At 71.2% G+C, this 25,942-nt stretch carries 18 protein-coding genes; 10 read left to right on the plus strand and 8 right to left on the minus strand.

What is annotated here, in order from left to right; all coding sequences use genetic code 11:
* Nucleotide 1 precedes the first annotated feature (1 nt).
* Entirely contained in the window at nucleotides 2–1,456 is a 1,455-nt protein-coding gene (locus tag BG418_RS30135; protein ID WP_188277297.1) for an aldehyde dehydrogenase family protein, read from the plus strand.
* Nucleotides 1,457–1,669: 213 nt separating this feature from the next.
* On the opposite strand, the gene BG418_RS30140 is transcribed toward BG418_RS30135, so the two are convergent.
* On the minus strand, nucleotides 1,670–3,238 hold the full coding sequence (locus BG418_RS30140; RefSeq protein WP_188277135.1) for a CehA/McbA family metallohydrolase: 1,569 nt from the start codon (nucleotides 3,236–3,238) through the stop codon (nucleotides 1,670–1,672).
* Nucleotides 3,239–3,438: 200 nt separating this feature from the next.
* Between BG418_RS30140 and BG418_RS30145 the strand changes: the two genes are divergently transcribed.
* The gene (locus BG418_RS30145; protein WP_188277136.1) at nucleotides 3,439–4,269 is read left to right on the plus strand and encodes an LLM class F420-dependent oxidoreductase; all 831 of its coding nucleotides are present in this window, start codon (nucleotides 3,439–3,441) and stop codon (nucleotides 4,267–4,269) included.
* Nucleotides 4,270–4,320: 51 nt separating this feature from the next.
* Here the strand turns inward: BG418_RS30145 and BG418_RS30150 are convergent, their stop codons facing one another.
* Complete coding sequence (locus BG418_RS30150) at nucleotides 4,321–5,988, minus strand: CocE/NonD family hydrolase (protein WP_188277137.1); 1,668 nt, start codon at nucleotides 5,986–5,988, stop codon at nucleotides 4,321–4,323.
* A gap of 207 nt (nucleotides 5,989–6,195) precedes the next feature.
* On the opposite strand from BG418_RS30150, the gene BG418_RS30155 reads away from it, so the two are divergent.
* Entirely contained in the window at nucleotides 6,196–8,790 is a 2,595-nt protein-coding gene (locus BG418_RS30155; protein ID WP_188277138.1) for a bifunctional FO biosynthesis protein CofGH, read from the plus strand.
* Nucleotides 8,791–8,828: 38 nt separating this feature from the next.
* Complete coding sequence (locus tag BG418_RS30160; RefSeq protein ID WP_188277139.1) at nucleotides 8,829–12,314, plus strand: tetratricopeptide repeat protein; 3,486 nt, start codon at nucleotides 8,829–8,831, stop codon at nucleotides 12,312–12,314.
* On the opposite strand, the gene BG418_RS30165 is transcribed toward BG418_RS30160, so the two are convergent.
* On the minus strand, nucleotides 12,279–12,821 hold the full coding sequence (locus BG418_RS30165; RefSeq protein WP_188277140.1) for a hypothetical protein: 543 nt from the start codon (nucleotides 12,819–12,821) through the stop codon (nucleotides 12,279–12,281). The two genes, BG418_RS30160 and BG418_RS30165, sit on opposite strands and share 36 nt — an antisense overlap.
* 220 nt (nucleotides 12,822–13,041) lie before the next feature.
* Between BG418_RS30165 and BG418_RS30170 the strand changes: the two genes are divergently transcribed.
* The 4 genes from BG418_RS30170 (at nucleotide 13,042) to BG418_RS30185 (ending at nucleotide 16,830) form a co-directional block, all read left to right on the plus strand.
* The gene (locus BG418_RS30170) at nucleotides 13,042–14,157 is read left to right on the plus strand and encodes a DNA-binding transcriptional regulator (RefSeq protein ID WP_188277141.1); all 1,116 of its coding nucleotides are present in this window, start codon (nucleotides 13,042–13,044) and stop codon (nucleotides 14,155–14,157) included.
* A gap of 12 nt (nucleotides 14,158–14,169) precedes the next feature.
* On the plus strand, nucleotides 14,170–14,754 hold the full coding sequence (locus BG418_RS30175) for an HD domain-containing protein (RefSeq protein ID WP_188277142.1): 585 nt from the start codon (nucleotides 14,170–14,172) through the stop codon (nucleotides 14,752–14,754).
* Nucleotides 14,755–14,788: 34 nt separating this feature from the next.
* Complete coding sequence (locus tag BG418_RS30180) at nucleotides 14,789–15,448, plus strand: DUF6879 family protein (protein WP_317453801.1); 660 nt, start codon at nucleotides 14,789–14,791, stop codon at nucleotides 15,446–15,448.
* A gap of 197 nt (nucleotides 15,449–15,645) precedes the next feature.
* Entirely contained in the window at nucleotides 15,646–16,830 is a 1,185-nt protein-coding gene (locus tag BG418_RS30185; RefSeq protein ID WP_188277144.1) for an ADP-ribosylglycohydrolase family protein, read from the plus strand.
* A 4-nt stretch (nucleotides 16,831–16,834) separates the two neighbouring features.
* Here BG418_RS30185 and BG418_RS30190 read toward each other — a convergent pair whose 3' ends face one another.
* On the minus strand, nucleotides 16,835–18,391 hold the full coding sequence (locus BG418_RS30190; protein WP_188277145.1) for a sodium:solute symporter family protein: 1,557 nt from the start codon (nucleotides 18,389–18,391) through the stop codon (nucleotides 16,835–16,837).
* A 247-nt stretch (nucleotides 18,392–18,638) separates the two neighbouring features.
* Nucleotides 18,639–19,421: an SDR family oxidoreductase gene (locus BG418_RS30195; protein ID WP_188277146.1), complete on the minus strand. Its 783-nt coding sequence runs from the start codon at nucleotides 19,419–19,421 to the stop codon at nucleotides 18,639–18,641.
* A gap of 80 nt (nucleotides 19,422–19,501) precedes the next feature.
* Between BG418_RS30195 and BG418_RS30200 the strand changes: the two genes are divergently transcribed.
* Nucleotides 19,502–20,341 carry a hypothetical protein gene (locus BG418_RS30200; protein ID WP_188277147.1) on the plus strand — a complete coding sequence of 280 codons (840 nt, stop codon included), beginning with the start codon at nucleotides 19,502–19,504 and terminating at the stop codon, nucleotides 20,339–20,341.
* Between the two features lie 130 nt (nucleotides 20,342–20,471).
* On the opposite strand, the gene BG418_RS30205 is transcribed toward BG418_RS30200, so the two are convergent.
* The 3 genes from BG418_RS30205 to BG418_RS30215 form a co-directional block, all read right to left on the minus strand.
* On the minus strand, nucleotides 20,472–20,666 hold the full coding sequence (locus BG418_RS30205) for a DUF397 domain-containing protein (protein WP_188277148.1): 195 nt from the start codon (nucleotides 20,664–20,666) through the stop codon (nucleotides 20,472–20,474).
* A gap of 215 nt (nucleotides 20,667–20,881) precedes the next feature.
* A complete protein-coding gene (locus BG418_RS30210) occupies nucleotides 20,882–21,739 on the minus strand; it encodes a Scr1 family TA system antitoxin-like transcriptional regulator (RefSeq protein ID WP_188277149.1) in 858 nt (285 codons plus the stop codon).
* A 413-nt stretch (nucleotides 21,740–22,152) separates the two neighbouring features.
* Entirely contained in the window at nucleotides 22,153–22,911 is a 759-nt protein-coding gene (locus BG418_RS30215) for a GPP34 family phosphoprotein (RefSeq protein WP_188277150.1), read from the minus strand.
* 196 nt (nucleotides 22,912–23,107) lie between these two features.
* On the opposite strand from BG418_RS30215, the gene BG418_RS30220 reads away from it, so the two are divergent.
* Nucleotides 23,108–25,720: a D-alanyl-D-alanine carboxypeptidase gene (locus tag BG418_RS30220; RefSeq protein WP_188277151.1), complete on the plus strand. Its 2,613-nt coding sequence runs from the start codon at nucleotides 23,108–23,110 to the stop codon at nucleotides 25,718–25,720.
* The last annotated feature ends 222 nt before the right edge of the window (nucleotides 25,721–25,942 follow it).

The following is a 25,942-nucleotide window of genomic DNA, read 5'->3' on the forward strand; positions in this document are numbered from 1 at the left end:
CCTGCACGAGGACAAGTTGTTCATCGGGGGCGAGTGGGTCGAGCCCCACGGCGGGCATTACGAGATACTCGACCCCGCCACCGAGACCGTCGTCGGACTCGCCCCCGAGGCCAGTCGCGACCAGGTGTACGAGGCTGCCGCCGCCGCGCGCGAAGCCTTCGCCACCTGGTCGCGGACCCGCCCCGAGGAGCGCGCCGCCGTCCTCGACCGCGCGGCCGACCTGATCCAGCGCGACTTCACCCCGTACGCCGAACTCGCCCGCGCCGAGACCGGCGCCACCACCGCCACCGCGCGCGGGATGCAGGTCGCGGTGGGCGTCTCGCGCTTTCGCCGGTACGCGAAGGGCGCCCTGGAACCGGTCGAGGCGGCGGTCGTCCCGCAGGTCAACGAGGCCGGGACGATGGGGAAGGCGGGCGTCTTCGGCGCCATGACGATCCGTCAGCCCGTCGGGGTCGTCACCTGCATCACCTCGTACAACAACCCCTGGGCCAACCCCGCCGGCAAGGTCGCGCCCGCGCTCGCCATGGGCAACACCGTGGTGGTCAAACCTGCCCCCCAGGACCCGCTGTCCGTCTTCCGGATGGCGAAGGCGCTGGAGGAGGCGGGCGCGCCTCGGGGTGTGGTGAACGTCGTCACCGGCTCCGCGCCCGCCGTCGGCGAGGCGGCCGTCGACTCGCCGGACGTCGACATGGTCAGCTTCACCGGCTCCACCGCCGTCGGCCGACGTATCGCCGAGGTGTGCGGCCGGGGGATGAAACGCCAGCTCATGGAGCTCGGTGGCAAGGGCGCGGCGGTCGTCTTCGACGACGCGGACCTTCACGCGGCGGTCATGGGCATCGGCACCACGTTCTCGTTCTACAGCGGCCAGATCTGCACGGCCCCGACGCGGGTCCTCGCCCAGCGGGCGGTGTACGAGGAGCTGATCGCCCGACTCGCCTCCTACATCGGCCACTTGACGGTCGGCGATCCGGCGGCGCCCGGCACGGTGGTGGGGCCGGTGATCTCTGCCGCCCATCGTGACCGTGTCGAGTCGTATGTGGAGCTCGGTCGGAAGGAGGGTGCGCGGGTGGTGGCGGGCGGCGAACGTCCTTCGATGGAGCGGGGGTTCTATGTGGCCCCGACGCTCCTTGCCGACTGCACCAATGACATGCGGGTGGTGCGGGAGGAGATCTTCGGGCCGGTGGTGGTCGTGGTGCCGTTCGATGACGAGGAGGAGGCGGTGGGGCTGGCCAACGACAGTGAGTACGGGCTCCTCGACTACGTCTGGTCCGGCGATGTCGCTCGCGCGTTCCGGGTCGCCCGTCGGCTGCGGGCCGGTGGTGTCGGCGTGAACACTGTTGCTCGCAACATGGAGGCGCCGTTCGGGGGGTTCAAGATGAGCGGGGTGGGGCGGGACGTGGGGTCGTACGCGCTGCATGCGTACAGCGAGATGCAGGCCATCGTCTGGCCGGGCTGAGTCCCCCACCCCACCCCTTCCCGAAAGCCCTGGGCGGGCAGCCTGGTTCTTCGGCTGCGGACCGTCTTGGGCTTGTCGCGCAGTTCCCCGCGCCCCTAAATACCTAGGGGCGCGGGGAACTGCGCGATCAGCCCCCACCGGGCCGCAGACGAATGACAACCGCCGGAGGCTTTCGGGAAGGGGTGGGGTGGGGGCGACACCCCACCGCGGCGCCTACTCGCCCAGGAACACCGGATTCGTGAACGCGGCCAGCGGTCCTGGCAACCCCGGTACCAGCGGCGCGTGGCGGACCTCGGCCCGTACGTACGTCGCGTACGACGGCGTCGTCTGCCACTCGACCGACCCCGACCCCGAGGGCGGCAGCGCGGTCGAGTACAGCGTCCCCTGGTCCGTCACGAACGACACCGTGCAGCCCACCGCGCCCGAGACCTCCGCGCGGACCGTGACCGGCTCGTCCGCCGCCGCCCGCAGGCGTTCGCCGATGCCCGCGTGCGCGCCCCGGCCGCCGGACGCGGAGAAGGCGACCGAGACGGCCGAGGACTCGGCCACGTACGAGTGCCCCGCCTTCAGACCCGCCTGGATCGCCTCCCGGGAGAGCTCGTCGGCGAGGACGACCGTCTGGGGGCCGCCGATGCGGTCGGGGTCGCGGTGGGCGTCGCTGTTGCCCATCGCGGGGGTCCAGGCGCCGCCCGAACGGGCCGCCACCGCGAGGGTGTTGTCCCACTCCGCCAGCGTCACCTCGTCGTCGGGGGTGTACGGCCCGTTCCACACCTCCACCGCGTCCGCCTCGCCGAACCCGAACTTCCAGTTGCAGCCGACGCAGGTGGCGTGCGGATGCGCGGGGACGACCAGGCCGCCCGCGCGGCGGATCTCGCGCGCGTAGTGGCCGAAACGGTTGTCGCGGGCCCGGTAGCGCCAGTCGACGAACGTGCCGGGCTCGGTGCCGAGCGCCACCACGTGGCCGTTGCGGGTGGTGATCTCCTCGCCGGTGAGGATCAGCAGGTCATCGCCCCACAGGCCCTCCCACGCGGGGTGCGAGGCGTGGGTGTTGTGCTCGGAGGTGTTGATGAAGTCGAGGCCCGCCGCGCGCGCGAGGGCCACGATCTCGGCGGGGGTGCGCCTCCCGTCGGAGTACCAGGAGTGCAGATGGCAGTCGCCCCGGTACCAGGCCCGGCCCCGGCCCTTGGCCCGCGTCGGCGGGTACACGGGGGTGGGTGTGGTGCCGCGCTCGCCGAACCTCAGCGTGACCGTCACCTTGTACGGCAGGCCCTGCGGTGCGACCGTGTACGGGCCGAGCGCGATGTGCCAGGTCCCGGCGCGCACCGGGCCCGGGATGTACCCCGGGGTCGCCGCGTCCGCCCGGATGAAGAACTCGGTGCGGGCGCCGCCCGACCAGCCCCGGAAGCCCCGGCCGCCCAGGGCGGTGCCGCGCTCGTCGAAGACGCCGATGTCCAGTGCGTTGTTCTGCGTCCCGGTGGGCACGGTGGCCTTCTCGTACGTGTACGAGACCGCCAGCTCGCGCACCCCGCGCGGGACCTCCACCGGGAGGTAGACGAAGTCCGGCGAGCCGGGCGGCAGGGTGCCCGTGACGACCCGGGTCCGGTCACCCGCGCCGCCACCGCCGCTGCCGCCTCCGTCGCCCGGGGCCGCGTTCGCGAAGCTCACGGTTCCCAACGTAAGCGCGGTGGCCGCTCCCGTCACGAACAGTCCGCGCCGTCCGATGGATCTGTCGTGCGCGCTGTGTTCGGCCGTGTCCTCGGGTCTGTTCTCCGGTCCGGTCATGCCCAGTGCTCCCAGCGGGATGGAAGGGGTGCCTACCAGTTCCTGCCCACAGTCGTACGCTCGCGTGAACTCCCGTACAAGGGGCGGCGGTTGGTGAATGACCGACCCGTGGCGGTTCATGGTGGTCCCTGGCCGGTTCGCGGTGGGCGATGGCCGTATGGCTCCCTTGCACCCTTGACGCCGCGGGGATAAGAAGAGGCATGCGTATCGCCACCACGATCTTCCTCACCGACGAGACGATCACTCCCGTACGGATCGCGCGCGAGCTGGAGGAGCGCGGCTTCGCGGGCCTCTATCTGCCGGAGCACACGCACATCCCCGTCGAACGGATCTCGCCGTACCCGGCTGGCGGCGAGCTGCCGCCCCAGTACGGCCGCATCCTCGATCCGTTCATCGCCCTCGGCCAGGCGGCCGCCGTCACCGAGACGCTGGGGCTCGGCACCGGGATCACGCTGGTCGCCCAGCACGACCCGATCGACCTGGCCAAGCAGGCCGCCACCCTGGACCACCTCTCCGGCGGCCGCCTCACGCTCGGCATCGGCTACGGCTGGAACCGGGAGGAGGCCGAGGACCACGGCGTCGAGTGGTCCTCGCGCCGCGCGCTCGTACGGGAGCGGGTGGCGCTGATGCGGGCGCTGTGGGCCGAGGAGCCGACCGCGTACCAGGGCGCGTTCGGCTCGGTGCGGGCCAGCTACGCGTACCCCAAGCCCGTACGCGGTGGAGCCCCGCGCATTCTGGTCGGCGGCGCGCCCGGGCCGAAGCTCTTCGCGCACATCGCCGAGTACGCGGACGGCTGGATGCCGGTCGGCGGCGGCGGGTTCAGCGAGTCCCTGCCGCAGCTGCGCCAGGCGTGGGACGCGGCGGGCCGCGACCCCGGCGACCTCACGATCGTCCCGTACGCGGTGGCGCCGAACCCCGGCAAGCTCGCCCACTACGAGGAGCTGGGCATCGACGAGATCGTCGTGCTGCTGCCGTCCGCCGACGAAGTGACCGTGCTGAAGGCGCTGGACGAGTACACGCCATATCTGTGAGCGGCTTCGGCGGCCCGGCCTGCGGTGATCGAGGCCGGGCCGCCGCGTTTCTCAGCCGAGCGGAAGGTCCAGGCGGGACGGGTCGTCGGCCGGTGAGGTGACGGTGATCGAGCCGCCGGGGGCGTTGGCGTCCCCGTAGAACGGGTCGACCGTGTCGAGGACCAGCATCAGCCGGTGCTCGGCCGGGACGTCGTACCCGGTGGCCTGGAACTCGATGTCGACGCTCACCGGAGCGCCCGGGGAGTGGTCGAGCCGGGTGAAGGGCGCGTGCGTGACGATGTGCGCGCTGCCGTCCGGTGCGACGTCGAAGAGGTGGGCGACGAAGGTCGACGTCGTGTGCGTCGCGCTGTACGTGAGGTGCAGCCGGGGGATGCCGCGAAGGCGCGCGCCCGAGCGGTAGGCGCCGGTCACCCAGACCGCCGCGTCCGCGCGGTCGATCTCGGGGGTCGGGTAGACCTTCGGGTTGCCCGCGATCTCGTCGTTGCCGGTCTGGAGGATCTTGTCGGCGACGGTGGCCGGGGTGTCGGTGCCGACGCGGAACTCGCGGCTCCAGCCGGTCTCCGGCTTCTCCGCGAGCCCGCCGTCGTTCTCGTGCCCGCCCCCGCCGTTGACGGCCGTACCCGTCAGATACAGCTGCTCGGTGGCGTCGGTGACCGCGTCCCAGTCGTCCCTGAGCTCCAGTTCCTCGTTCCACATGATCTGGCCGAGCACCCGGCCCTCGGTGTCGATGCCGTTGGCCGCTCCCTTCAGGTGGTGGTCGAACCACCTGTGGGCGTCGGCCCAGATGCGGTTGGGCAGCCCGAGCATGCCGGTCATCTCCGGGCCCGAGTGGTCGCCGATGGACAGGTCGATACGGCGGGGGCCGGTCAGCTCGGTGAAGGTGCGCAGGACCTGGTTGGCCGGGAACAGCGTCTCGTGCCAGGCGTTCGCGTAGAAGACCGGCACCTGACGCTCGTTGAGCTTCTGGACGTAGGTGTACGGGGAGCGCTCGCGCGCCCACTCCAGCGTCTCCTCCACGTTCCGGTCCGCCAGTACGTCGTCGAAGGCCTGCTCGGTACGGGCGCTGAGGCGGGCCCGCTGGGCGGCCTGGCGCAGCAGCCGCACCGACTCCACATGGCGGGTGCTGTTCTCGTAGAACGCCTCGCCCAGATCGCCCCAGGTGCTCAGCGCGGCCACCGCGTCGACGCGCGGGTCATGGGCGGCGACCAGCTGGCTGATGCCCGAGCCGTACGAGTCGCCGAGGAAGCCGGTCCTCGTCACCGGGCCCTTGACCTGGTCGATCAGATACGTGAGCGCCGCGCGGCCGTCGGCCACGTCGAGCGGGCCCGCGACCTCCACCTCGCCGCCGGAGGCCCCGCCGAACTGGGCGATGCCGAAGCCGCGCGGGGTGTAGGCGAGGACGTGGTAGCCCTTGAGCGCGAACTTCGTGGCCTGCACCGCGTACACCAGCCAGCCGAAGTCGGTCCACGGCGCGGGCATCACGATCGCCGGGCGCGGCTTGTTGCCGGTGTGCCGCCACAGCGCCCCGGCCAGCCTCACGCCGCCCTCGCCGGGGACCTGGACCTGGGCGAAGGTGAGCAGCGAGAGCGCGCGGGTGACCTCGTCTGCGCGTGCGGGCGAGAGGTGCGCGGTGTCGCCGCTCCTGAGCGCGGCGGCGAACTGGGTGAGCGATGCCTCGTCGAGCTCCGGGTACAAGCTCACCGGTTGTTCTGAAGTCACGTCGGTACCGTCCCACTTCGTCGGAGGTGCGGGGTGTGGACTGTGCTTCGTTCTCGGGGCCCGGGCGCCAGGGCGGGTGCGACCCTCAGTATCGGCGCGGCCACACAGCGGGACCCCGCCGTATTCGGCACATTGGCGGGAACTGCGCGCCCGCCCGCTCGTCCGGCCCGCGAGCAGGTGCCGCGGCACCGCTCGTATGCTCGGGTAATGACTTCCAGCGCGCAGCGACCGCAGGCAGACGCACCGACCGCCAACGCGATGCGGCGCGCGCTGAAACGTGCCCGCGACGGCGTCGCGCTCGACGTCACCGAGGCCGCGGTGCTCCTCCAGGCACGCGGCGAGGACCTGGTGGACCTGACCGCCTCGGCCGCGCGCGTGCGCGACGCGGGCCTTGCGGCGGCGGGCCGGCCGGGGGTCATCACGTACTCCAAGAGCGTCTTCATCCCGCTCACCCGGCTGTGCCGCGACAAGTGCCACTACTGCACCTTCGTCACCGTCCCCGGCAAGCTGCGCCGGGCCGGGCACGGGATGTTCATGTCGCCCGACGAGGTCCTGGACATCGCCCGCCGGGGCGCCGAACTCGGCTGCAAGGAAGCCCTGATCACGCTCGGCGACAAGCCGGAGGACCGCTGGCCCGAGGCCCGCGAGTGGCTGGACGCGCACGGCTACGACGACACCGTCGCGTACGTACGCGCCATGTCCATCCGCATCCTGGAGGAGACCGGCCTGCTGCCGCACCTCAACCCCGGGGTGATGTCCTGGACGGACTTCCAGCGGCTCAAGCCGGTGGCGCCGAGCATGGGGATGATGCTGGAGACGACCGCGACCCGGCTGTGGTCCGAGCCGGGCGGCCCGCACTACGGCTCCCCGGACAAGGAACCGGCCGTGCGGCTGCGGGTGTTGGAGGACGCGGGCCGCTCGTCGGTGCCGTTCACCAGCGGGCTGCTCATCGGGATCGGCGAGACGTACGAGGAGCGCGCCGACTCGCTGTTCGCGCTGCGCCGGGTGGCCCGCGCCTACCACGGCATCCAGGAACTCATCATCCAGAACTTCCGCGCCAAGCCCGACACGGCGATGCGCGGCATGCCGGACGCCGACCTCGACGACCTGGTCGCCACCGTCGCCGTCGCCCGGCACATCATGGGCCCCTCCGGCTGCCTCCAGGCGCCGCCCAACCTGGTCGCGGGCGAGTACGCGCGCCTCATCGGCGCGGGCATCGACGACTGGGGCGGTGTCTCGCCGGTCACCATCGACCATGTGAACCCCGAGCAGCCGTGGCCGCTCATCGACGAACTGGCCGCGCGCTCCGCCGAGGCGGGATTCGAGCTGCGTGAACGGCTGTGTGTGTACCCGGAGTTCGTGCAGCGCGGCGAGCCGTGGCTGGACCCGAGGCTGCTGCCGCACGTGCGCGCGCTGGCCGACCCCGAGACGGGCCTGGCCAACCCCGACGCGCCCGTGCGCGGCCTCCCCTGGCAGGAGCCCGACGAGAGCTTCACCGCCACCGGCCGCACCGATCTGCACCGCACCATCGACACCACCGGCCGCACCCACGACCGCCGCGACGACTTCGACGAGGTGTACGGCGACTGGGAGGCGCTGCGCGAGGCGGCGGCTCCCGGCATGGTCCCGTCCCGTATCGACACCGACGTACGCCAGGCGCTCTCCGTGGCGGCCGACGACCCCACCAAGCTGACCGACGACGAGGCGTTGGCGCTGCTGCACGCCGACGGCCCGGCGCTCGACGCGCTCTGCCGGATCGCGGACGAGCTGCGCAGAGACGTCGTGGGCGACGACGTCACGTACATCGTCACGCGGAACATCAACTTCACCAACGTCTGCTACACCGGCTGCCGCTTCTGCGCCTTCGCCCAGCGCCGCACCGACGCCGACGCCTACACCCTCTCCCTCTCGCAGGTCGCCGACCGGGCCGAACAGGCGTGGGAGGTGGGCGCGGTGGAGGTGTGCATGCAGGGCGGCATCCACCCCGACCTGCCGGGCACGGCCTACTTCGACATCGCGCGCGCGGTGAAGGAGCGGGTCCCGGGCATGCATGTGCACGCCTTCTCCCCGATGGAGGTCGTCAACGGCGCCACCCGCACCGGCATGTCGATACGGGAGTGGCTGAGCGCGGCCAAGGAGGCGGGCCTCGACTCGATCCCCGGCACCGCCGCCGAGATCCTCGACGACGAGGTCCGCTGGGTCCTCACCAAGGGCAAGCTGCCCACGGCGACCTGGATCGAGGTGGTGAAGACCGCCCATGAGCTGGGCATCCGCTCCTCCTCCACGATGATGTACGGCCATGTGGACCAGCCCCGCCACTGGCTCGGCCACTTCCGTACCCTGGCCCGGATCCAGCAGGAGACGGGCGGTTTCACGGAGTTCGTGACGCTCCCGTTCATCCACACCAACGCGCCGGTGTACCTGGCGGGCATCGCGCGCCCGGGCCCGACGATCCGCGACAACCGCGCGGTGACGGCGATGGCTCGTCTGCTGCTCCACCCCCACATCACCAACATCCAGACCAGCTGGGTGAAGCTGGGCAGCGAGGGCGCCGCCGAGATGCTGCGCTCGGGCGCCAACGACCTGGGCGGCACACTGATGGAGGAGACCATCTCCCGGATGGCGGGCTCCAGTTACGGCTCGTACAAGTCCATTCAGGACCTGATCGCGGTCGCCGAGGCGGCGGGCCGCCCGGCCCGGCCGCGCAACACGCTGTACGGGGAGGTGCCGGAGGAGCGCCAGCGTGCGGCCGCCGTCTCGGACGGGCATCTGCCGGAGCTGCTGCCGGTGTTGGAGGACTGAGAGGCGCAGTCCGCGCCGGGAGATCGCATACTGATCCCATGGCAGCGGGCAAACCCTCGATGCAGGAGCTGATCCGGCGGCGCAGACGGGCCGGGTTCGTCGGCCGACGTGGCGAACTCGCGGTGTTCCGCGAGAACTTCGAGCTCCCGCCGGACGACGAGCGGCACCGTTTCGTCTTCCACGTCCACGGCGCCGCCGGCGTCGGCAAGACCTCGCTCGTACGCGAACTGGAGCACACCGCGCGCGAGCGGGGCGCGGTGACCGCCTACGCCGACGAGGCCGTCAACAGCGTCCCCGAGACGCTGGCCGCGATCTGCGCACACTTCGCCCGCCAGGACCGCCCGCTGAAGGCGCTGGAGCGGTTGCTGGCCACGTACCGCCAGCGGCGTTACGAGGCGGAGTCCACGCCGCTCCCCCCGGTGCCTTCTCCGTCCCCTGAACCGGATCCCCAGCCTCCGTCACCCGCGCCGGGCTTGCGACTGGCCGCGCAGGCAGGGCTGGTCGGTCTGGGCATGGTGCCGGGGGCAGGCGCCCTCGCGGGTGGCCTCGACGCCGGTCAGCTCGCTCTGGGCGCCGAACGGGTGCGGGCGGCCCTGAGCGCCCGGTTCGGCAAGCAGGAGGACGTCCAGCTGGTCCTGGACCCGCTGAAGGCGCTCACCCCGGTCCTGGTCGCGGAGCTGGTGCGGCTGGCCGACGAGGTGCCGTGGACGGTGCTCTTCTTCGACACGTACGAACGCACCGGGCCCTTCCTCGACACCTGGCTGCGCGATCTGCTCACCACCGAGCGGTACGGGGCGCTGCCCGCCCAGGTGGTGGTGGTTCTTTCGGGCCAGCGCCGCCTGGACCCCGGCTGCTGGGCGGACAGTGCGGATCTGGTGGCGGAGCTGCCCCTGGACCTGTTCACCGAGCACGAGGCCCGCCAACTGCTGGCTGCCAAAGGCGTGGTGGACGAGGAAGTCGTCCGCGACGTCCTGCGGCTCTCCGGCCGACTGCCGGTCCTGGTGTCCACTCTGGCGCAGAACCCGGGCGACGCAAGCGCCTCAGGTGCCACCGCCGTGGACCGTTTTCTGAAGTGGGAGGCCGACCCGGTCCGCCGGGCGGCAGCCCTGGCCTGCGCGCTGCCGCGCCGTATCGACGAGGACGTGTTCCGGGCGGCGGTCGACGAGGACGCGGCAGGCCTGTACGGCTGGCTCCGGTCGCTGCCGTTCGTGAGCGACCACGGCGGTCGCGCCCAGTACCACGCGGTGGTGCGCACGGCCATGCTCGGCGTCCAGCGCACCGGTGCGCCGCAGCGCTGGGCGGAACGCCATCAGCGGCTCGCCGAGTCGATCGCGGTGCGGCTCGAAGCTGCCGCGGAGCCGGGCCTGGTGCGCCGCCTGTGGAGCAGGGAGCAGTGGCGCGAGCTGCGCCTGGAGGAGTCGTACCACCTGCTGTGCGCGCGCCCGCAGGCCGCCCTCGCGCGCGTGCTGCGCGACGGCGTGGACGCCTGCGAAGCCGGGTCCGCCGTCGCCCGCCGCTGGGCCACGACCCTGGCCGAGGCGGGCGAGGACGCCGACGACGAGCCGCTGCGCCGCTGGGGTGCGGACTGTCTGGCGGCCCTCGCCGACGAACAGGCCGGCGTGGCCGGGATGTTGGGGCTTCTGCTGGCCAGGGGGCGGCTCACTGCGGAGGGCCGGGCGAGTGCCCATGTCGCACGGGGCCGGGAGCTGCGTCACGCGGGCGCCCACCAGGAGGCACTGGACGAGTACGACCGGGCGATCGCGCTCGACCCGGAGCGGGCCCGCGCCCACTATGGCCGCAGCGTGGTGCGCAGCGCCCTCGACGGTCCGGAGGCCGCGCTCGACGACATCGCCCGGGCCTGCGCACTGGCCCCGGACGACGCGTACTACATCGGCTACCGGGGCGACCTGTGCCGCAGGCTGGGCCGCTTCGAGGAGGCGCTGGCCGACCTCGACCGCGCGATCCTGCTCGACCCCGGCGACGCCTGGGCCCCCGCCAGCCGGGGCCGTATCCGCCACCAGATGGGCCTGCTGGAGGGCGCCCTGGCGGACCTGAACCGCGCCCTGGAACTCAACCAGGACTACCTGTGGGCGTTGGTCCGCCGAGCCCAGGTCCGCCACGGCCTGGGGGATGTGGCGGGCGCGCTGACGGACCTGGACCGGGCCGAACGCCTGGCCACGGACACGGCGTGGGTCGTGGGAGTCCGGGGCGACATCCTGCGCACGGCGGGCCGCCACGGGGAGGCGGTGGCCGAGTACACCCGCGCCCTCGCGGCCGACGAGCGGTACGCGTGGGCGCTGGGCAACCGCGCGATGTGCCTGGAGGAGTTGGGCCGCCACGCGGAGGCGCTGGCGGACTACGACAGGGCGCTGGACCTGGAGCCGTCGTACACATGGGCGCTGATCATGCGGGGGAGGGTGCGCTCGGAACTGGGCGATACGGAGGGCGCGTTGGAGGACCTGAACCGGGCGGTGGGTCTGAGTGGGGACGACGTCTACGCGCTGACCTGGCGAGGCAGGATCAACCGCAGACTGTGGCACCCGGAGGAGGCCGCGGCCGACCTGGACCGTGCGGTACGGATCGCCCCCCGGGCGGTGTCGCCCCTGGTGGAACGGTCGTTCCTGCGCGCTCAGCTGGGCGACTGGGACGGCGAACTGGCGGACCTGGACGCGGCGGTGGCCCTGGCAGGCCCGTCCGACCGGGGCATCCGCCTCCTGCGCGGCGAGGCGCACTGCCGGGCCGGACGGTACGAGGCCGCGCTGGCGGACTGCCGGGCGGCGGTGGAGGAGGAGCCGGGGGAGTCGCTGGCGGTCGGGGCGCTGGGGGAGGCGCTGCGGGGTCTGGGGCGCGTGGAGGAGGCGTACGAGTACGTGGACCGTGCGGTGCGCCTGTCCCCGGAGACGGGTTCCCTGTGGGCGCTCCGTGCCGCGACCCACCTGTCCCTGGGCCGCGTCGAGGAGGCCCTGACGGACTTGGACCGGGCGATCGAGCTGGACCCGAACGTGGGGTGGGCGCGGGGGAGCCGGGCGAGGGTGTGGTTGGGGGCGGGGGTTGTGGAGCGGGGGGCGGCCGAGCTGGAACGTTGCCTGGCCCTCCTCGACGGCCGCGCGGCTCGATCGGCGGACCCGGACACCCCCGAGGGCATCACCACCCTCTGCACCACCCACCGCGCCCAGGGCAACCACGCCCTGGCAGCGGCCCTGGCGACCCGCCTGCCGGGCGAGCAGGGCGCGTACCACCGGGCGATGGCGTCGAGCCGCGCGGGTGCGGCGACGGCCGAGTGGGCTTCGGCGGGGGACGGGTTGGTGGCGGTGTGCGCGCGGGGCGAGTGGGCCCGGGCGGACGAACTGGTGTCGGAGCTGGTGCGCGCCGGGGCGTCGGCGTGGGAGGCGCTGATGGAGGCGGTGGAGGGGGTGGGGGAGCTGGGGCTGTGCGACGCCATACTGGCCGGGGAACTGTCGCCCCGAGCGAACCGCTTGCGCACGGCCCTACGGGAGTGCCCCCCACCCTGCCCGTCCCCTTAAGCCCGGGGCGGGCGGCCGGGGAAGGGGCGGAATAGCCCGTTGGCGCCCGAGGCGGATCACCTCGTCGACACCGTCGGGTGAGCAGAAGTCCTCGCGGTGCCGGGGCGGATGCATCCAGTACGCACCGGGGCGGGCGATGCGGTGCACGGCGGGGACGCCGAGCCAGGTGGTCTCGGGCATGAGGAGCTGGGCGTCGTCGGGGCTGTCGTGGTGGGCGCAACTGCCCAGGGGTACGAGGGCGTAGTACCAGACGCTCGTGTCGTAGGCGTCGTGGATGACGGGGCCGTCCAGCACGCCGCCGAGGTACAGGCCGACGGTGTCCGAGTCCCTGCTCTGGGCGGCCGAGTGGACGATCGCGGCAGAGATGCGTACGGCGTCGAAGGCGCGCCCGGTCGGCAGCATCGCGATGCCTCCCTGCTGCCACTCCGTCCAGGCGGTCGAGGGCGTGGTGTGTGCGGAAGCGAGCCAGTCGGAGACGGCTCTTTCGTTATTGGTCGCGACAGGCATGGGCGTTCCCAGGGTGATCGGAGGACGGACTCTGGCACGGTGCCCGGCGTGCCCTGCGCAGTTCACTCGGGTTGCTGATCCGCCGTTCACGGCAGGGCCTCGCCGACTACGCTGAGTTGCCTGGTCATCGCTGCACCACGACGGTATGAAGCCGGGCGAAGTATCAGAAGTGACCCCGAGTGCGGGTATAGCGCTTCGGAATTCGGTAGAAGGGGACGCCATGAAGGGCAGCCCGCCGACAACCACGACCGACAGTCAGGGAACCGCGCTTCGCGCACGCGGTGGGGTCATCTCCGGGTACGTGTTCCGAGTGATCCGCGAGTCACTCGGCCACACCCAGGAAGCCTTCGCCGAGCAGTTCGGCGTCTCGCTCGACACCGTCGCCGGATGGGAATCCGCCCGACGCCCGCTGACCGCCGTGCCCGTCGGCCAGATGCTCGTCCACCGCCATCGACTTATGCGTCTGGGGGCCACGCCTGCTCTGCTGTTGGCTCTTGAACGAGCCATGGAGGCTGACGTACTCCTGGCAAGCTCGCTCAACGAACACGCGCCCACGGTTCGGGCCAACCCGCTCGGCGCCTGGGTGATGCAGCGCGACCTCGTCGAAGTCCTCGCGTGGCCGCTCACCGGCGTGGCTCCCGAGCCGATCCGGCGGCTGCCCCCGCCCCGGCATCCGCGTCGGGGACCGGTGCCGGTCGCACCGATGCTGACCGCGACGGAGCGCCGCCTGTTCTTCGACCGTATGCGTGCGACGGCCGAACAGGCCAGAGAACCACGGGACTTCCTCCTGCGCCGCCAGGCGCTCTATCTCGCCGGATACGACGGGCAGTCCGATGCGGCCGACTGGCTGGCGCACCAGCAGCGCGCGAAGCGCCATGACGACTGGCTGACGGACTGGCTCAACAGCCGTTCTGTCGCCGCTGTCGCAGCCCGGCACGGCGACAGCGATCACATGGAGCACTTCATCAGCCGCACACTCGCCGACAACGAGCGGAGCGAGGCGGCGAACCTCAACTACTGGGCCTACTGGCTAGGTGAGGGTCCGCACGTTCAGCTGTCCGACGACTTCATCGCCGACGCGCTCGGTCCGTGGCAGGGCGACCGACTGATGCGCCATCTGGTTCGCGGACTCACTCCGCGGCACGGGTTCTTCGCGCTGAACGTCCACACACTGTGGGCGCTGATCACGGCCCGGCCTGCCCTGCTGCGCGGCACACCTGCGCTCCACGCCCTGCGCGACCGCCTGCCGGTGATGTTGGATGGCCCAGAGCTGTCGGCCCGTACACGTCGAGAGCTGGAGAGCATCCGGTACGCAATCCGCCTCGCCGAGGCGTGAGAGGAGACGGACGTGGCCGACGACCTGTCTGCGGTGGCGCACTTCCTGTACGAGGCGGGCACGCTCAAGCAGGCCCGCCGCACGGGATGGTGGATGGCCGGCGTCCGCGATCCGGAGAGCGTCGCCGAGCACTCCTGGCGGACCGCCCTCATCGCCACGATCATCGCGCAACTCGAAGGGGCCGACCCGGCCCGCGCGGCGTTCCTCGCGGTCTGGCACGACACCCAGGAGACCCGCACGGGGGACGTGAACTACCTCGGGAAGAAGTACTCGGCGGGCGCCGCGGATCCCCGGGCGGTCACCGCCGACCAGACGGCCGGTATGCCGGACGTGCTGGCGTCGGCGCTGCGCGACCTCGTCGACGAGTACGAGGCGAAGGAGTCACCCGAAGCGGTCTGCGCCCGCGACGCCGACAAGCTGGAATGCCTGCTCCAGGGCATCGAGTACCGGGCCCAGGGCCACGAGCACGCCCAGCGCTGGATCGACAACAGCCGAGGCCGCCTCGTCACCGACACGGCGATCCGCCTCGCCGACGAACTACTGGGCCAGAACTCCCTCGACTGGCTGCGCAGGGCACTCGGGGAGAAGGAGGCGTAGCCGCGCGAGGTCGGGCATGGGAGGAGCGCTTCCCGTGGGAAGGCCGCTCACCAACCCTGCGGACCTGAAGCGGCTTCAGCACTTCAGCGACGGGGACGTGGTCATGATCGTGCCGCGCGAACTGCTCATCACATGGGGGCCGAAGGAGATGGACCGCGTGCCGTACCTCATCGAACCGGCCGAGTTCGGCGAGCTGTTCCGTAACTTCGAGCACTCGGCATGGCGGCTGGAAACCCGTCGCGGCTACGCGTCCGACCTGGAGGACGACTCGTACATCGCCTTCAAGGCGACGGGGTCCGCGACGTGGGATCTCGGAAGTCCGTGGTCGGTGAACATGCGCGCGCAGACCGCCCAGGGCAAGACGGTCGGCAGGGTGCGCATCGTGGACGACCCGCCCACCACGGGACAGCTGTTCCTCCTCGACTACGCGCAATGCAACGCGGCGACGGGCGAGGACATCCGCAACCTGTGGCGCGCCGACGCGGAGCGCCTGCACCTCGGAGACGAAGACTTCTGGATCTTCGACTCCCGGCTCGTGGCCGTGCTGCACTTCGACGACAACGACGTGCTCCTGAACATCGAGCTGACCACGGAGCCGGCCGAGGTGGTGCGGTACTCCGTGCTGCGCGATGCCGCCATGCATCACGCCGTCGCCTTCGAGCAGTTCGCGGCACAGCTGATCGCGAAGCAGTAGCGAGAGTGATCCGGTGGGCACGGACTGAACGCCCCCTGAGCTGCCCACGACCACCGAGCCGGATGGCGAAGGCACCCCCACCCGGCCAGAAGGTCAGCCGGGGGTGCAGCCCGGACAAAACTCGTTCAAAGGGCGACACTTCGCATAACCCTCGCGGTCTTATTCGACCCCCACCCAGTCGATTACAGTGCTGCGCCATGAGCGCAGCAGCCACCGGACCCGCCACGTCCATATGGGGCCGCACCGAGCAGCAGGACTTCCGCAGCCGAGTCCGCGGCAGCCTCCTCGGCGGCGCGATCGGTGACGCGCTCGGCGCCCCCGTCGCCCATCTCACCCTGGACGCGATACGCGCCCACCACGGCCCCGAGGGCGTCACGGCCCTGACCCCGGCGGCCCCGGCACTCCCACTGGACCCGTCGGCCGCACCACCCGCCACACCGCTCCCACCAACCCCGGCCGGAGGCCGAATAACCGCCGCCACCCAGCTCACCCTCTTCACCGTCGACGGCCTCATCCGCGCCCAGGTCCGCCGTGACACCGGCGCCTGGCATCCGCCGACCGACGTGCACCGCGCGTACCTCCGCTGGGCCGCCACCCAGCGCGACTGGGGGCCGGACGAGCGGCGCAAGGACAACGGATGGCTCGCCGCGCAGGAGTGGCTGTACAGCCGCAGGGACCCGGCGCGGCCCTGCCTCGTCGGGCTCGGCGACGACGTCATGGGCACCCTCGACCGCCCCAAGAACCCCGACGCCCGCGACCCCGCCGCCCTCACCCGTTCCGGCCCGTTCGGCCTGCTCGTCGGCTGGGAGCCGCAGCTCGTGCTCCAGCTCGCCGTCGAGTGCGCCGCCCAGACCCACGGCGCCCCCGCCGCGTACCTCTCGGCCGGCGCGTACGCCGTCATCGTGCACGGCCTCGCCCGGGGCGAGTCCCTGGACGCGGCCGTCCAGCGCGCCCTCGCCCTGCTCGCCCAGCGCCCCGGCCACCAGCCCGTCACGGACGCCCTGAAGCACGCGCTCGGGGCCGTACGCCAGGGCATGCCGAGCCCCGGCCTGCTCGCCACGCTCGGCGAGGGCCGTCTCGCCGAGGAGGCGCTGGCCATCGCCGTCTACTGCGCCCTGGTCGGCGAGGACATCCGCCACGGCCTGCTCCTCGCCGTCAACCACGACGGCCCCTCCGACGCCACCGGCTCCCTCTGCGGCACCCTCCTCGGCACCCAGCACGGCGAGACCGCCCTGCCGCCCGGCTGGCTCGCCGAACTCGAAGGCCGCTCCACCGTCCTCGAACTCGCCGACGACTTCGCCATGGAAATGACCCAGGGTCCGGCTCTCCACGGCCCGGCCGTCAACATCCCTGGTTGGCTGGCTCGTTACCCAAGAGCTTGAACTACTAGCTGTCCAGCAGCTTCGCCTCGCCCGCCTGCGTCGGCACCGCCACCGCCCCGCCCGGTCCGTCCCCGTCCGAGTCGATCCGCGCCAGCAGCGCGTCCCGCTCCGGGGTGTCCTCCGGCCTGACCAGGCCGATCAGGACGTAGAGCACCAGTGAGACCGCCAGCGGCACCGACACCTGGTACTGCAGCGCCACACTCGTACGGTCCGAGCCGTCCAGGTGGTAGTTGACGAAGAAGAACGCCAGCAGACCCGCCGCCCAGCTGGTCAGCGCCGCCGTCGGCCCGGACCTGCGGAACGTGCGCAGCATGCCCAGCATGAACGGGATCGCGATCGGACCCATCAGGCCCGCCACCCACTTGATGACGACCGTGATGATGTCCTTGAACGCGGGCGAGTCGACCTGGGTGGCGATCGACATCGACAGGCCCAGGAACACCAGCGTCGAGATACGCGCCGCCAGCAGCCCCGCCCGTGAGTCCCAGCCGCGCGCCCGCCGGGAGAGCGTGGGCGCGATGTCCCGCGTGAACACCGCCGAGATCGCGTTCGCGTCCGAGGAGCACATGGCCATCGTGTGCGAGAAGAACCCCACGATCACCAGGCCGAGCAGCCCGTGCGGCAGCAGGCTCTCGGTCATCAGGGCGTACGAGTCCGACGCGTCCGGCTTCTTCGCGTGCACCAGGAGCGGGGCGCACCACATGGGGAAGAAGAGGACCAGCGGCCAGACCAGCCACAGGATCGCGGAGAGCCGGGCCGAACGGGTCGCGGAACGGGCCGAGTCGGTGGCCATGAAACGTTGGGCCTGGTTCCACATCCCGCCGTTGTACTCGAACGTCTTGATGAACAGGAACGCGAGCAGGAACGTGACGGTGTAGGGCCCGGCCGTCGGGTGGGCGTGCCCGCTCGGCAGCTTGTCCCACACCGTCCACAGCGCGCTGAACCCGCCGAGCTTGCCCATGGTCGCGACGAGCATGGCGACCCCGGCGCACAACTGGATGACGAACTGGCCGAGTTCGGTCAGCGCGTCCGCCCACAGCCCGCCGACCGTGCAGTAGACGGCGGTGATGCAGCCGGTGACGAGGATGCCCTGGGTGATCGTGACGCCGGTGAAGACGGAGAGCAGTGTGGCGATGGCCGCCCACTTCGCGCCCACGTCCACGATCTTGAGCAGCAGCCCGGACCAGGCGAGCGCCAGCTGCGTGGGGACGTTGTAGCGGTTCTTGAGGTATTCGAGCGGTGAGGCCACATGCAGCCTGGAGCGCAGCCGGTTGAGCCGGGGTGCGAAGAGCTTCGCGCCGATGCCGATGCCGACCGCGATGGGGAAGGACCAGGTGACGAAGGACGTCACGCCGTACCGGTACGCGATCCCCGCATACCCCGTGAACATCACCGCGCTGTACCCCGACATATGGTGCGAGATGCCGGACAGCCACCACGGCATCCTCCCGCCCGCCGTGAAGAAGTCCGAGACGTCGTCCACGCGCTTGTGCGACCAGACGCCGATCGCGACCATCACGCCGAAGTAGCCGACGAGCACGGCCCAGTCGAGACCGTTCATGTCCCCTCCGAAGTTCTGTCTTGTGAACACGGATGTACGCAGGTGTACGCGCGTGCTCTTCTCTCAGTACGACCGGATCGGCGACGCCCCATGGGGGAGAGGGGACTTCCAGGGATTGAACCGCCCGTTCGTCGGCGCGGTCAAGGGTAAGGATGGTTATGTACATGAACTCGGGTCATGAAGGGGAATAAGCAAACGGCCGCACGGGATGCGGGTCCCGTGCGGCCGAGGAAGTGGGGAAGGTCGACTACCTCATCAACTCACCCGCGTTCACCAGCAGCGACTGCCCGGTGATCGCCCTCGCCCGGTCGGAGGCCAGGAACACCACGGCCTCGGCCACGTCCCCGTCCGTCGCCAGGTCCGGCAGCGCCATCCGCTCGGTGAGCCGGCCGAGCACCTCGGTCTCGGGCACCCGCTCGGTGTGCGCGGTGAACTGGACGTACGCCTGTACCGGCGGCCCCCACATCCAGCCCGGCAGCACCGTGTTGACCCGGATCCGGTGCGGGCCGAACTCGTGCGCCATCGAGTACATCGCCGAGGTCAGCGCGCCCTTCGACGCCGCGTACGCCGCCTGCCGCACCTGCGAGGGCGCCGCCACCGCCGACTGTGTGCCGATCACCACCACCGACCCGCCGCGCTCCTTCAGCGCCGGAAGGCAGGCCCTCGTCATCCGCAGGGTTCCGAGGAGATTGACGTCCAGGACGGCCTGCCAGGTGGTGAGGTCCGCGTCCTCGATCCCGCCGAAGTAGCTGTCCCAGGCGGCCACATGGACCACCGCGTCGATCCGCCCGAACCGTTCCACCGCGAGCGCCGCCAGCGCCTCGCACTGGGCCTCGGAGGTGATGTCGGTGGGCCGGTATGCGGTGTGCGCGCCCTCGGGGTCGATCTCGTGGGCCGCCTTCACCAGGTTCGCCTCGGTCCGCGCCCCGAGCACCGCGTTGCCGCCGTCCCGCACCACGGTCGCGGCGACCTGGTGCCCGAGGCCCGCGCCGACCCCGGACACGACGACCGTCTTCCCGTCCAGCAACATCTGGGGCCTCCCGGCTCTGGCAGTTCTTCTGACGGGGCGTCAGAGTAGGTCGATCCGCAGTACGAGGGAAGGGGAGTGGCGTGAGCGAGGAGACCAGGAGCGAGACCTACGCCGAGCTCGCGGCCGTCGGGCCCTACGGCGTGCACCCCGGGCACGCGCTGATCACCATGGTCGAGCCGCACCCGGGCCACGAGTACGCCTACAACCGCTGGTACGAGGACGACCACTACTACGCGGGCGCCATGGCCATGCCCTGGATGTACGCGGGCCGCCGCTGGGTCGCCACCCGTGACCTCCAGGAGCTGCGCTACCCGGAGAAGTCCGCGATCGCCCAGCCGGTGACCGCAGGGTGCTATCTCTCCACGTACTGGATCACCGAGGGCCGCTACGACGACCACATGAAGTGGACCGTCGGCATCAACAAACGGCTCAACCGGGACGGCCGCGTCTACCAGGACCGTACGCACGTCTTCACCGCCTTCCAGGACCACGAGGCGACCGTCTACCGGGACGGGGCGGCGGGACCGCGCGACTATCACGCGCTGGACCACCCCTACGCCGGGCTGGTGTTGGAGGTCGTCGACGCCGAGAGCCCTGAGCAGCGAGGCGAGTTGGCCGAGTGGCTGCGGTCGCGGCATCTGCCCCGGCGGCTCGCCGGCGGGCCCGCCGCGATGGTGACGCTCTTCCGGCCCACCCCGCTGCCCGGCGACCGTATGACGTACGTCAAGCAGGTCGAGGGGGTCGGCACCCGGCTCACGCTGCTCTGGTTCCTGGAGCGGGAGCCGGGGGAGGTCTGGGCGGAGCACTTCGCGGGACTCGGGGCCGAAGTCGGGGAATCGGGGCTCGGACGCGTCGAGTTGGTCGCGCCGTTCGTTCCCACCGTGCCGGGGACCGACCGGTACGTCGACCGGTTGCGCTGAGCGGGCCGCGCGGGGAGGCGCGGGGGCCCGGACAGCAACCAGCCCCCTCGGCCAGGACGGCGGACCAGTCGAGAGGGCCTTGCGCGGGTTGGATGTCGTGCGGGTCGTGCTGGTGGTGCGTCGTACTGCGTTACGGGCGGCTGATGTCGAGGACGAAGGCCGACCAGGTCTCCGGGGCGAAGTCCAGAATCCCGAGCTCGGGGTTCTTGGAGTCGCGGACGGACAGCGTCCGGCTCTTCTGCGTCTTGACTTCCACGCAGTCGCCGTTCACTGCGGAGTACGACGATTTGGTCCACTCCGCGAACGCGTCACGCTGAACAGGCATGGTAACTCCGATGGTTGTGCCGGTTTGTCTGGGTGTGGTGCACCCTGTCGCTGTTCCCAGCGACTGTGCGTGCGACGCTACGCCGCAACATCACCTGGGGCAGGGGGTGTTCACCCATTCGGGCGGCATATTCCATGGAGGTCTTTTTAGTTGGGACCGCGTAGGTGTAAGGTGCGCGCCTCGCGGCCGACGACGCCTCTCAAGCCGATTTCGCGTCAATCCCGGTAGCCGTCGGCCACCTCGTGGATGAACGCCCGGGACAGCTCCGCGCTGAGCGCTTTGGCCCGCAGATGCTCGTACATGACCGTGTAGCTCTGGACGTCGTTCGCCTTCTCCAGATAGAGGTCGCTCGTGACGCCCTCCAGATAGACGACGCTGGCGTCGAGCGCGTCATGGAACTCCAGGATCGCGAACTTGCCGTACATGCCCGGGTGCGCCCCGGCGTCGTACGGCAGCACCTGGAGCGTGACGTGCGGCTGCTCGCTGAGGTGGGCGAGATGTTCGAGCTGGGCGGTCATGATCTGCCGGTTGCCGACGACGCGGCGCAGCAGGGCCTCGTCGATCACCGCCCAGAAGCGCAGCGGGTTCACCGGGTCGGTGAGGCGGTCCTGGCGTTTGAGCCGGATCTGAATGCGTTTGTCGACGTCGATGGAGGTGGCCTCGGGCCACATGCCCTCGATCACCGCCTGCGCGTACTCGCGGGTCTGGAGCAGCCCCGGCACGATCAGCGACTCGTAGACGCGCAGGCTCGCCGCGTCCGTCTCCAGACCGATGTAGACGCTGTACGGGATGTCGCCGAAGGCGTGCCACCAGCCCTGCTGCCGGGAGTCCTTGGCCATTTGCATCAGCGAGTCGACGATCCGGTGGTCGTCGACCTCGTACACCCCGCACAGATCGCGGACGTCGCGCTGGCTGATGGAACGGCGGCCGTTCTCCAGGCGGCTGATCTTCGACTGGGAGACCAGCAGGCGCTCGGCGACCTCCTCGGCCGTCATGCCTTTCAGCTCGCGGAGCCGACGGAGCTCCTGGCCCAGTCGGCGTCGCCTGACGGTGGGATTGACGTTGGACGCCACGGGAACTGCACCTCCGGCTGCGGCACTTCGCTTTTTCTCTGCTCTTCCGCTCAGCAGACTGCCACCAATGTTCGTGGCCCCGCTGGGAAATGGCCACACACGGTGGGGCATTGGCTACCGGGGGTACGAATTCTTTCTCGCGATTCGGTACGGGAAGCGAGCGCCGGAAGTCACTGAGCGAGTGCCCAAACACGCCGAGTGAGTACCCGAGACGGGAAGTGGGCGCCCGAAAGCGACCGGTAGGCGTCGGAAAGACGCGAAGCGCGCGGGACCGGCGATGGCCGGCCCCGCGCGCCCGTGCTGCGGCTCCCGAACCGGGTCGTGAGGGGGACGTCGGTGCGGCGGGTCGTACGGGTGGTGCGGGTGGTGCGGGTCGTTCGATGGTTCTGGTGCCCGGTGGTACGGGTGTGGGGCTAGTGGGCCACGGCGCGGGCCATGCTGCCGCGACGCGGCTGCATCGGCACCCCGGGTGCCGTCGCCGTCGCCGTCGGGCGGGTGCCCGCCGTGGGTCCGGCGCCGGTGCCGTTGGCGTTGCGGCGCGGTGCCGCGCCCACACCGTTCTGGACGTCCATCACGGCGTGCGCCACGAGTCCGCCCATGGGGTCGTGCCTGATCAGGTCCCGGAGTCGGGAGCGGGATGAACGCCCCTCGTTGCCCGGGTAGAGGTGCTTGCCGAGCCCGACCGCGTGGGCCAGTGCGGCAAGCGCCGCGGTCCGCGGGTCCGGCGGTACGCCGGTGCGGATCGCACTGTCCAGCCGGGACCTGATTTCCCGGCTGATCGCCGTGTCCGTCGCCTGGTAGCGAGTCGTCGGCAGCACCCCGCACATCTGGCCGGCCACGGCATGAACCATGCCGCACCTCTCCAGATGCGAGAGATACGTCTGGCGCAGCCCCAGTCGGGGCCCGCCGATCCAGTGGACGGCCCGGACCGGACTGCCGCGCCTGCGCAGCAGTTCCAGTGCGGAGTCCAGTGTCGGATCTCCTGTCGGCCGTGCCATCACCACGGCGATACGATCCCCGTCCGGGGCTATCCGTCCTGCCAGAGCCAGCTCTACTAGCTGTGCTCCGGCGAGGCCGAGGTCGAGCGACTGCGGCTGCGCTGTGGTACCCGTGGTCGGGTCCAGAGCGAGCAGCAACAGCTCTTCCGGAATTGTTCTGCGGCTCCTGCCCATCCATGCCTCCCCGCGTGGATGAATGACAGGGTGACCCCTCTCACATTCATCTGTCGAGAGCGCCTGGGCGGTAAGTACGGGAACCGACAGGTATGTCGTTCTCGTCTAGCCACTGGGGACGACCCCGCACACAGGACACTGGTAGATGGTTCGGACAGGTTCGGACGGCGCCCCGGGGCGCCGGGAGGAGGCATCGGTGGCGGGCGAGTCCCCCGACAGGTCGAAGCAGCAGCAGTCGTCGGGGGAGACGACTCCGGGCGAACGCGATCCGCGTGTAGCGGTGTTCGGGGCCGGGGACGGCCCCACCCGTACGTCCGGATCCCCGACGGAGGGGGCCGCCAACGGGTCCTCCAACGGCTCCGCGAACGGTTCGACTTCGGACAAGGCCGGAGCCAATGGCTCCGCGAACGGGTCCGCGAACGGATCGGTGAAGTCCGCGAACGGGTCCGCTCCTGAGCGCGCCGAGGACGGCGGCTCGGCTTCCGCCTCCGCTTCCGCGTCCGTGGACCAGGCGACCGCCGTGTTCCGCGCCCCGCGCCAGGAGGACGCCGAGTCCCGTGACACCCGTCTGCGGGCGGCCGTGGCGGCGTGGGTGGCCACCGACGGCGACCCGGAGGACGCGGACGCCCCGGCCGACGGCGACACGCCGAGCGCCGACGCCGATGTGAAGTCGGAGTCCGGCCCCGCCGAGCCCGACGACGTACGCGAGACCGTGCCCGCGCCCGGCAACGAGCCGAAGCCGGACGCGAAGCCCGAGGCGGACGCGAAGCCGAAGCCCGAGTCCGACGCCGAGCCGGTCGCTTCTGCGAAGTCGGACGCCGAGAGCAAGTCCGACGCCGAGCCGGTCGCCGAGACCGAGCCTGACAGCAAGTCGGACAGCAAGCCGAAGGCCGAAGCCGAGCCCAAGGCCGAAGCGAAGCCCGACGCCCAGCCCAAGCCCGAGAAGCCCGCCCCCGCGTCCAAGACGGCCTCCGAGCCGACTTCGGGCACCTCCGACGCCCCCAAGGCGTCCCCGGCCGCCCCGAAGGCCGCCGACGCGGCCAAGGGCGCCGAAGACGACGACGCCGACAAGCCCGCACGGGCCGCATCCTGGGGCGCGAAGCTCTCCCCCGGCAGCGAGGTCGACGACAAGGCCGAGGGCAAGACTGAGGTCAAGGCAGGGGCCAAGACCGACGACGCGGTCGACCAGCCCACCACCGTCTTCAAGGCCGTCCGCCCGCCCGTCGTGGACCAGCCGACCACCGCCATCCGGCTGCCGTCCAAGGACAAGGACAACGGCAAGGGGAAGGGCGCGGGGAAGCCGGAGTCGGACTCCGAGCAGACCAGCACCTTCGTGCCGCTGCGCTCCGACGACGTACGCCCCGCCGCGAAGGCCACCGAGGCCAAGCCCGACGGCGAGGCGAAGGCCACCAACGCCTCCGCCCCGTTCGTCAAGACCCCGACCTCCCCCCGCATCCAGGTCCCGGACGCCGCCCCCGCGCTGCCCGAGGCCGCCGAGCGGACCCGGCAGCAGCCGCTGCCGCCGAAGCCGCCGCTCGATCTGCTCGCCGAGCTGACGAACACGCCGCCCCCGGCGCAGACCCCGGTCCGTACCGTGGTCCGCCGGTTCAAGATCTGGACCCCGCTGGTCATCCTGCTGCTGGTGGTCTTCGCGGTCGTACAGTTCGTACGCCCGCTGCCGGACCCGGCGCTGAAGATGACCTCGGCGGCCCAGTACACCTTCGACGGCTCGGCGCCGCAGCTGCCGTGGCCCACCGAGGGGCAGGGCCTGATCACCGTGCCGGGGCTCGGCACGGTGGGGCAGTTCGGCGAGGAGAAGCCGGTCCCGATCGCCAGTGTCACCAAGTCGATGACCGCGTACATCATCATGCGCGACCACCCGATGAAGCTCGGTTCCAAGGGCGCCTCCATCCCCGTCGACAAGCTCGCGGAGAAGGAGGGCGGCTACAACAAGACCGGTGACGAGTCGACCGTGGACACCATCAAGGCCGGTCAGAACCTCTCCCAGAAGGACGCGCTGAGCGCGGTCATGATTCCGTCCGCGAACAACGTGGCACGGCTCCTTGCCCGCTGGGACGCGGGCTCCGAGGCGGCGTTCGTCAAGAAGATGAACGACACCGCGAAGGAGCTCGGGATGACGAACACCACGTACACCGACCCGTCCGGTCTGAACGCCACGACCGTCTCCACGGCGGTCGACCAGGTGAAGCTGGCCACCGAGCTGGTCAAGATCCCGGCGCTCGTCGACATCACCAAGCAGCCGAGTTGGACCGACCCGTCCGGCAAGTCGTGGCGCAACTACAACACCCTCGTCCCCTACAACGGCGCGATCGGCATCAAGACCGGCTCCACCACCAAGGCGGGCGGCAACCTGCTCTTCGCGGCGACCAAGGACGTCGGCGGGACCACGCAGACGATCGTCGGCGCGGTCTTCGGCCAGCACAAGGGCGTCTCGATCCTCGACACCGTGAACAAGGTGAGCAAGGACGTGCTGATCGCCACCCGCAAGAGCCTCACGTCGGCGACGGTGATCAAGAAGGACACGGTCGTCGGATACGTGGACGACGGGCTCGGCGGCAAGGCCCCGGTCGTCGCCACCAAGGACCTGACCGTCGCCGGGTGGCCCGGGCTGCGGACCACGATCGCGCTGACGGCGACCGACGCCAAGGTGCCGCACTCCGCGAAGGCGGGCACGGTGATCGGCAAGCTGACCGTGGGCTCCGGCGCCGGCCAGGTCTCCGCGCCGGTGGCCCTCCAGAAGGCACTGGCCGAGCCCGGCTTCGGCTCGAAGCTCACCCGTCTGGGCTGATCGTCGGCCGATGACCACGAGGGCGCCCCGGTCTCCGGTGGCGCCCTCGTGCTAGCTTCGGTCAACTGGAGGACGCGGGGCGGCGTCCCTATGAGCGACGGGGCGAGAGACGTCCCATGAACGTGACAGTGTGAGGCGGGAGAGCCGCAGTGACCACCGCTGAGCCGACGCCCGCGCGCGCCGACGGCAGCAGCCCCGCCGAACCGGAGGGGCGAATACAGG

The organism is Streptomyces sp. CBMA152, from assembly GCF_014596475.1.
In the GTDB taxonomy this organism is placed as follows: Bacteria; Actinomycetota; Actinomycetes; order Streptomycetales; family Streptomycetaceae; genus Streptomyces.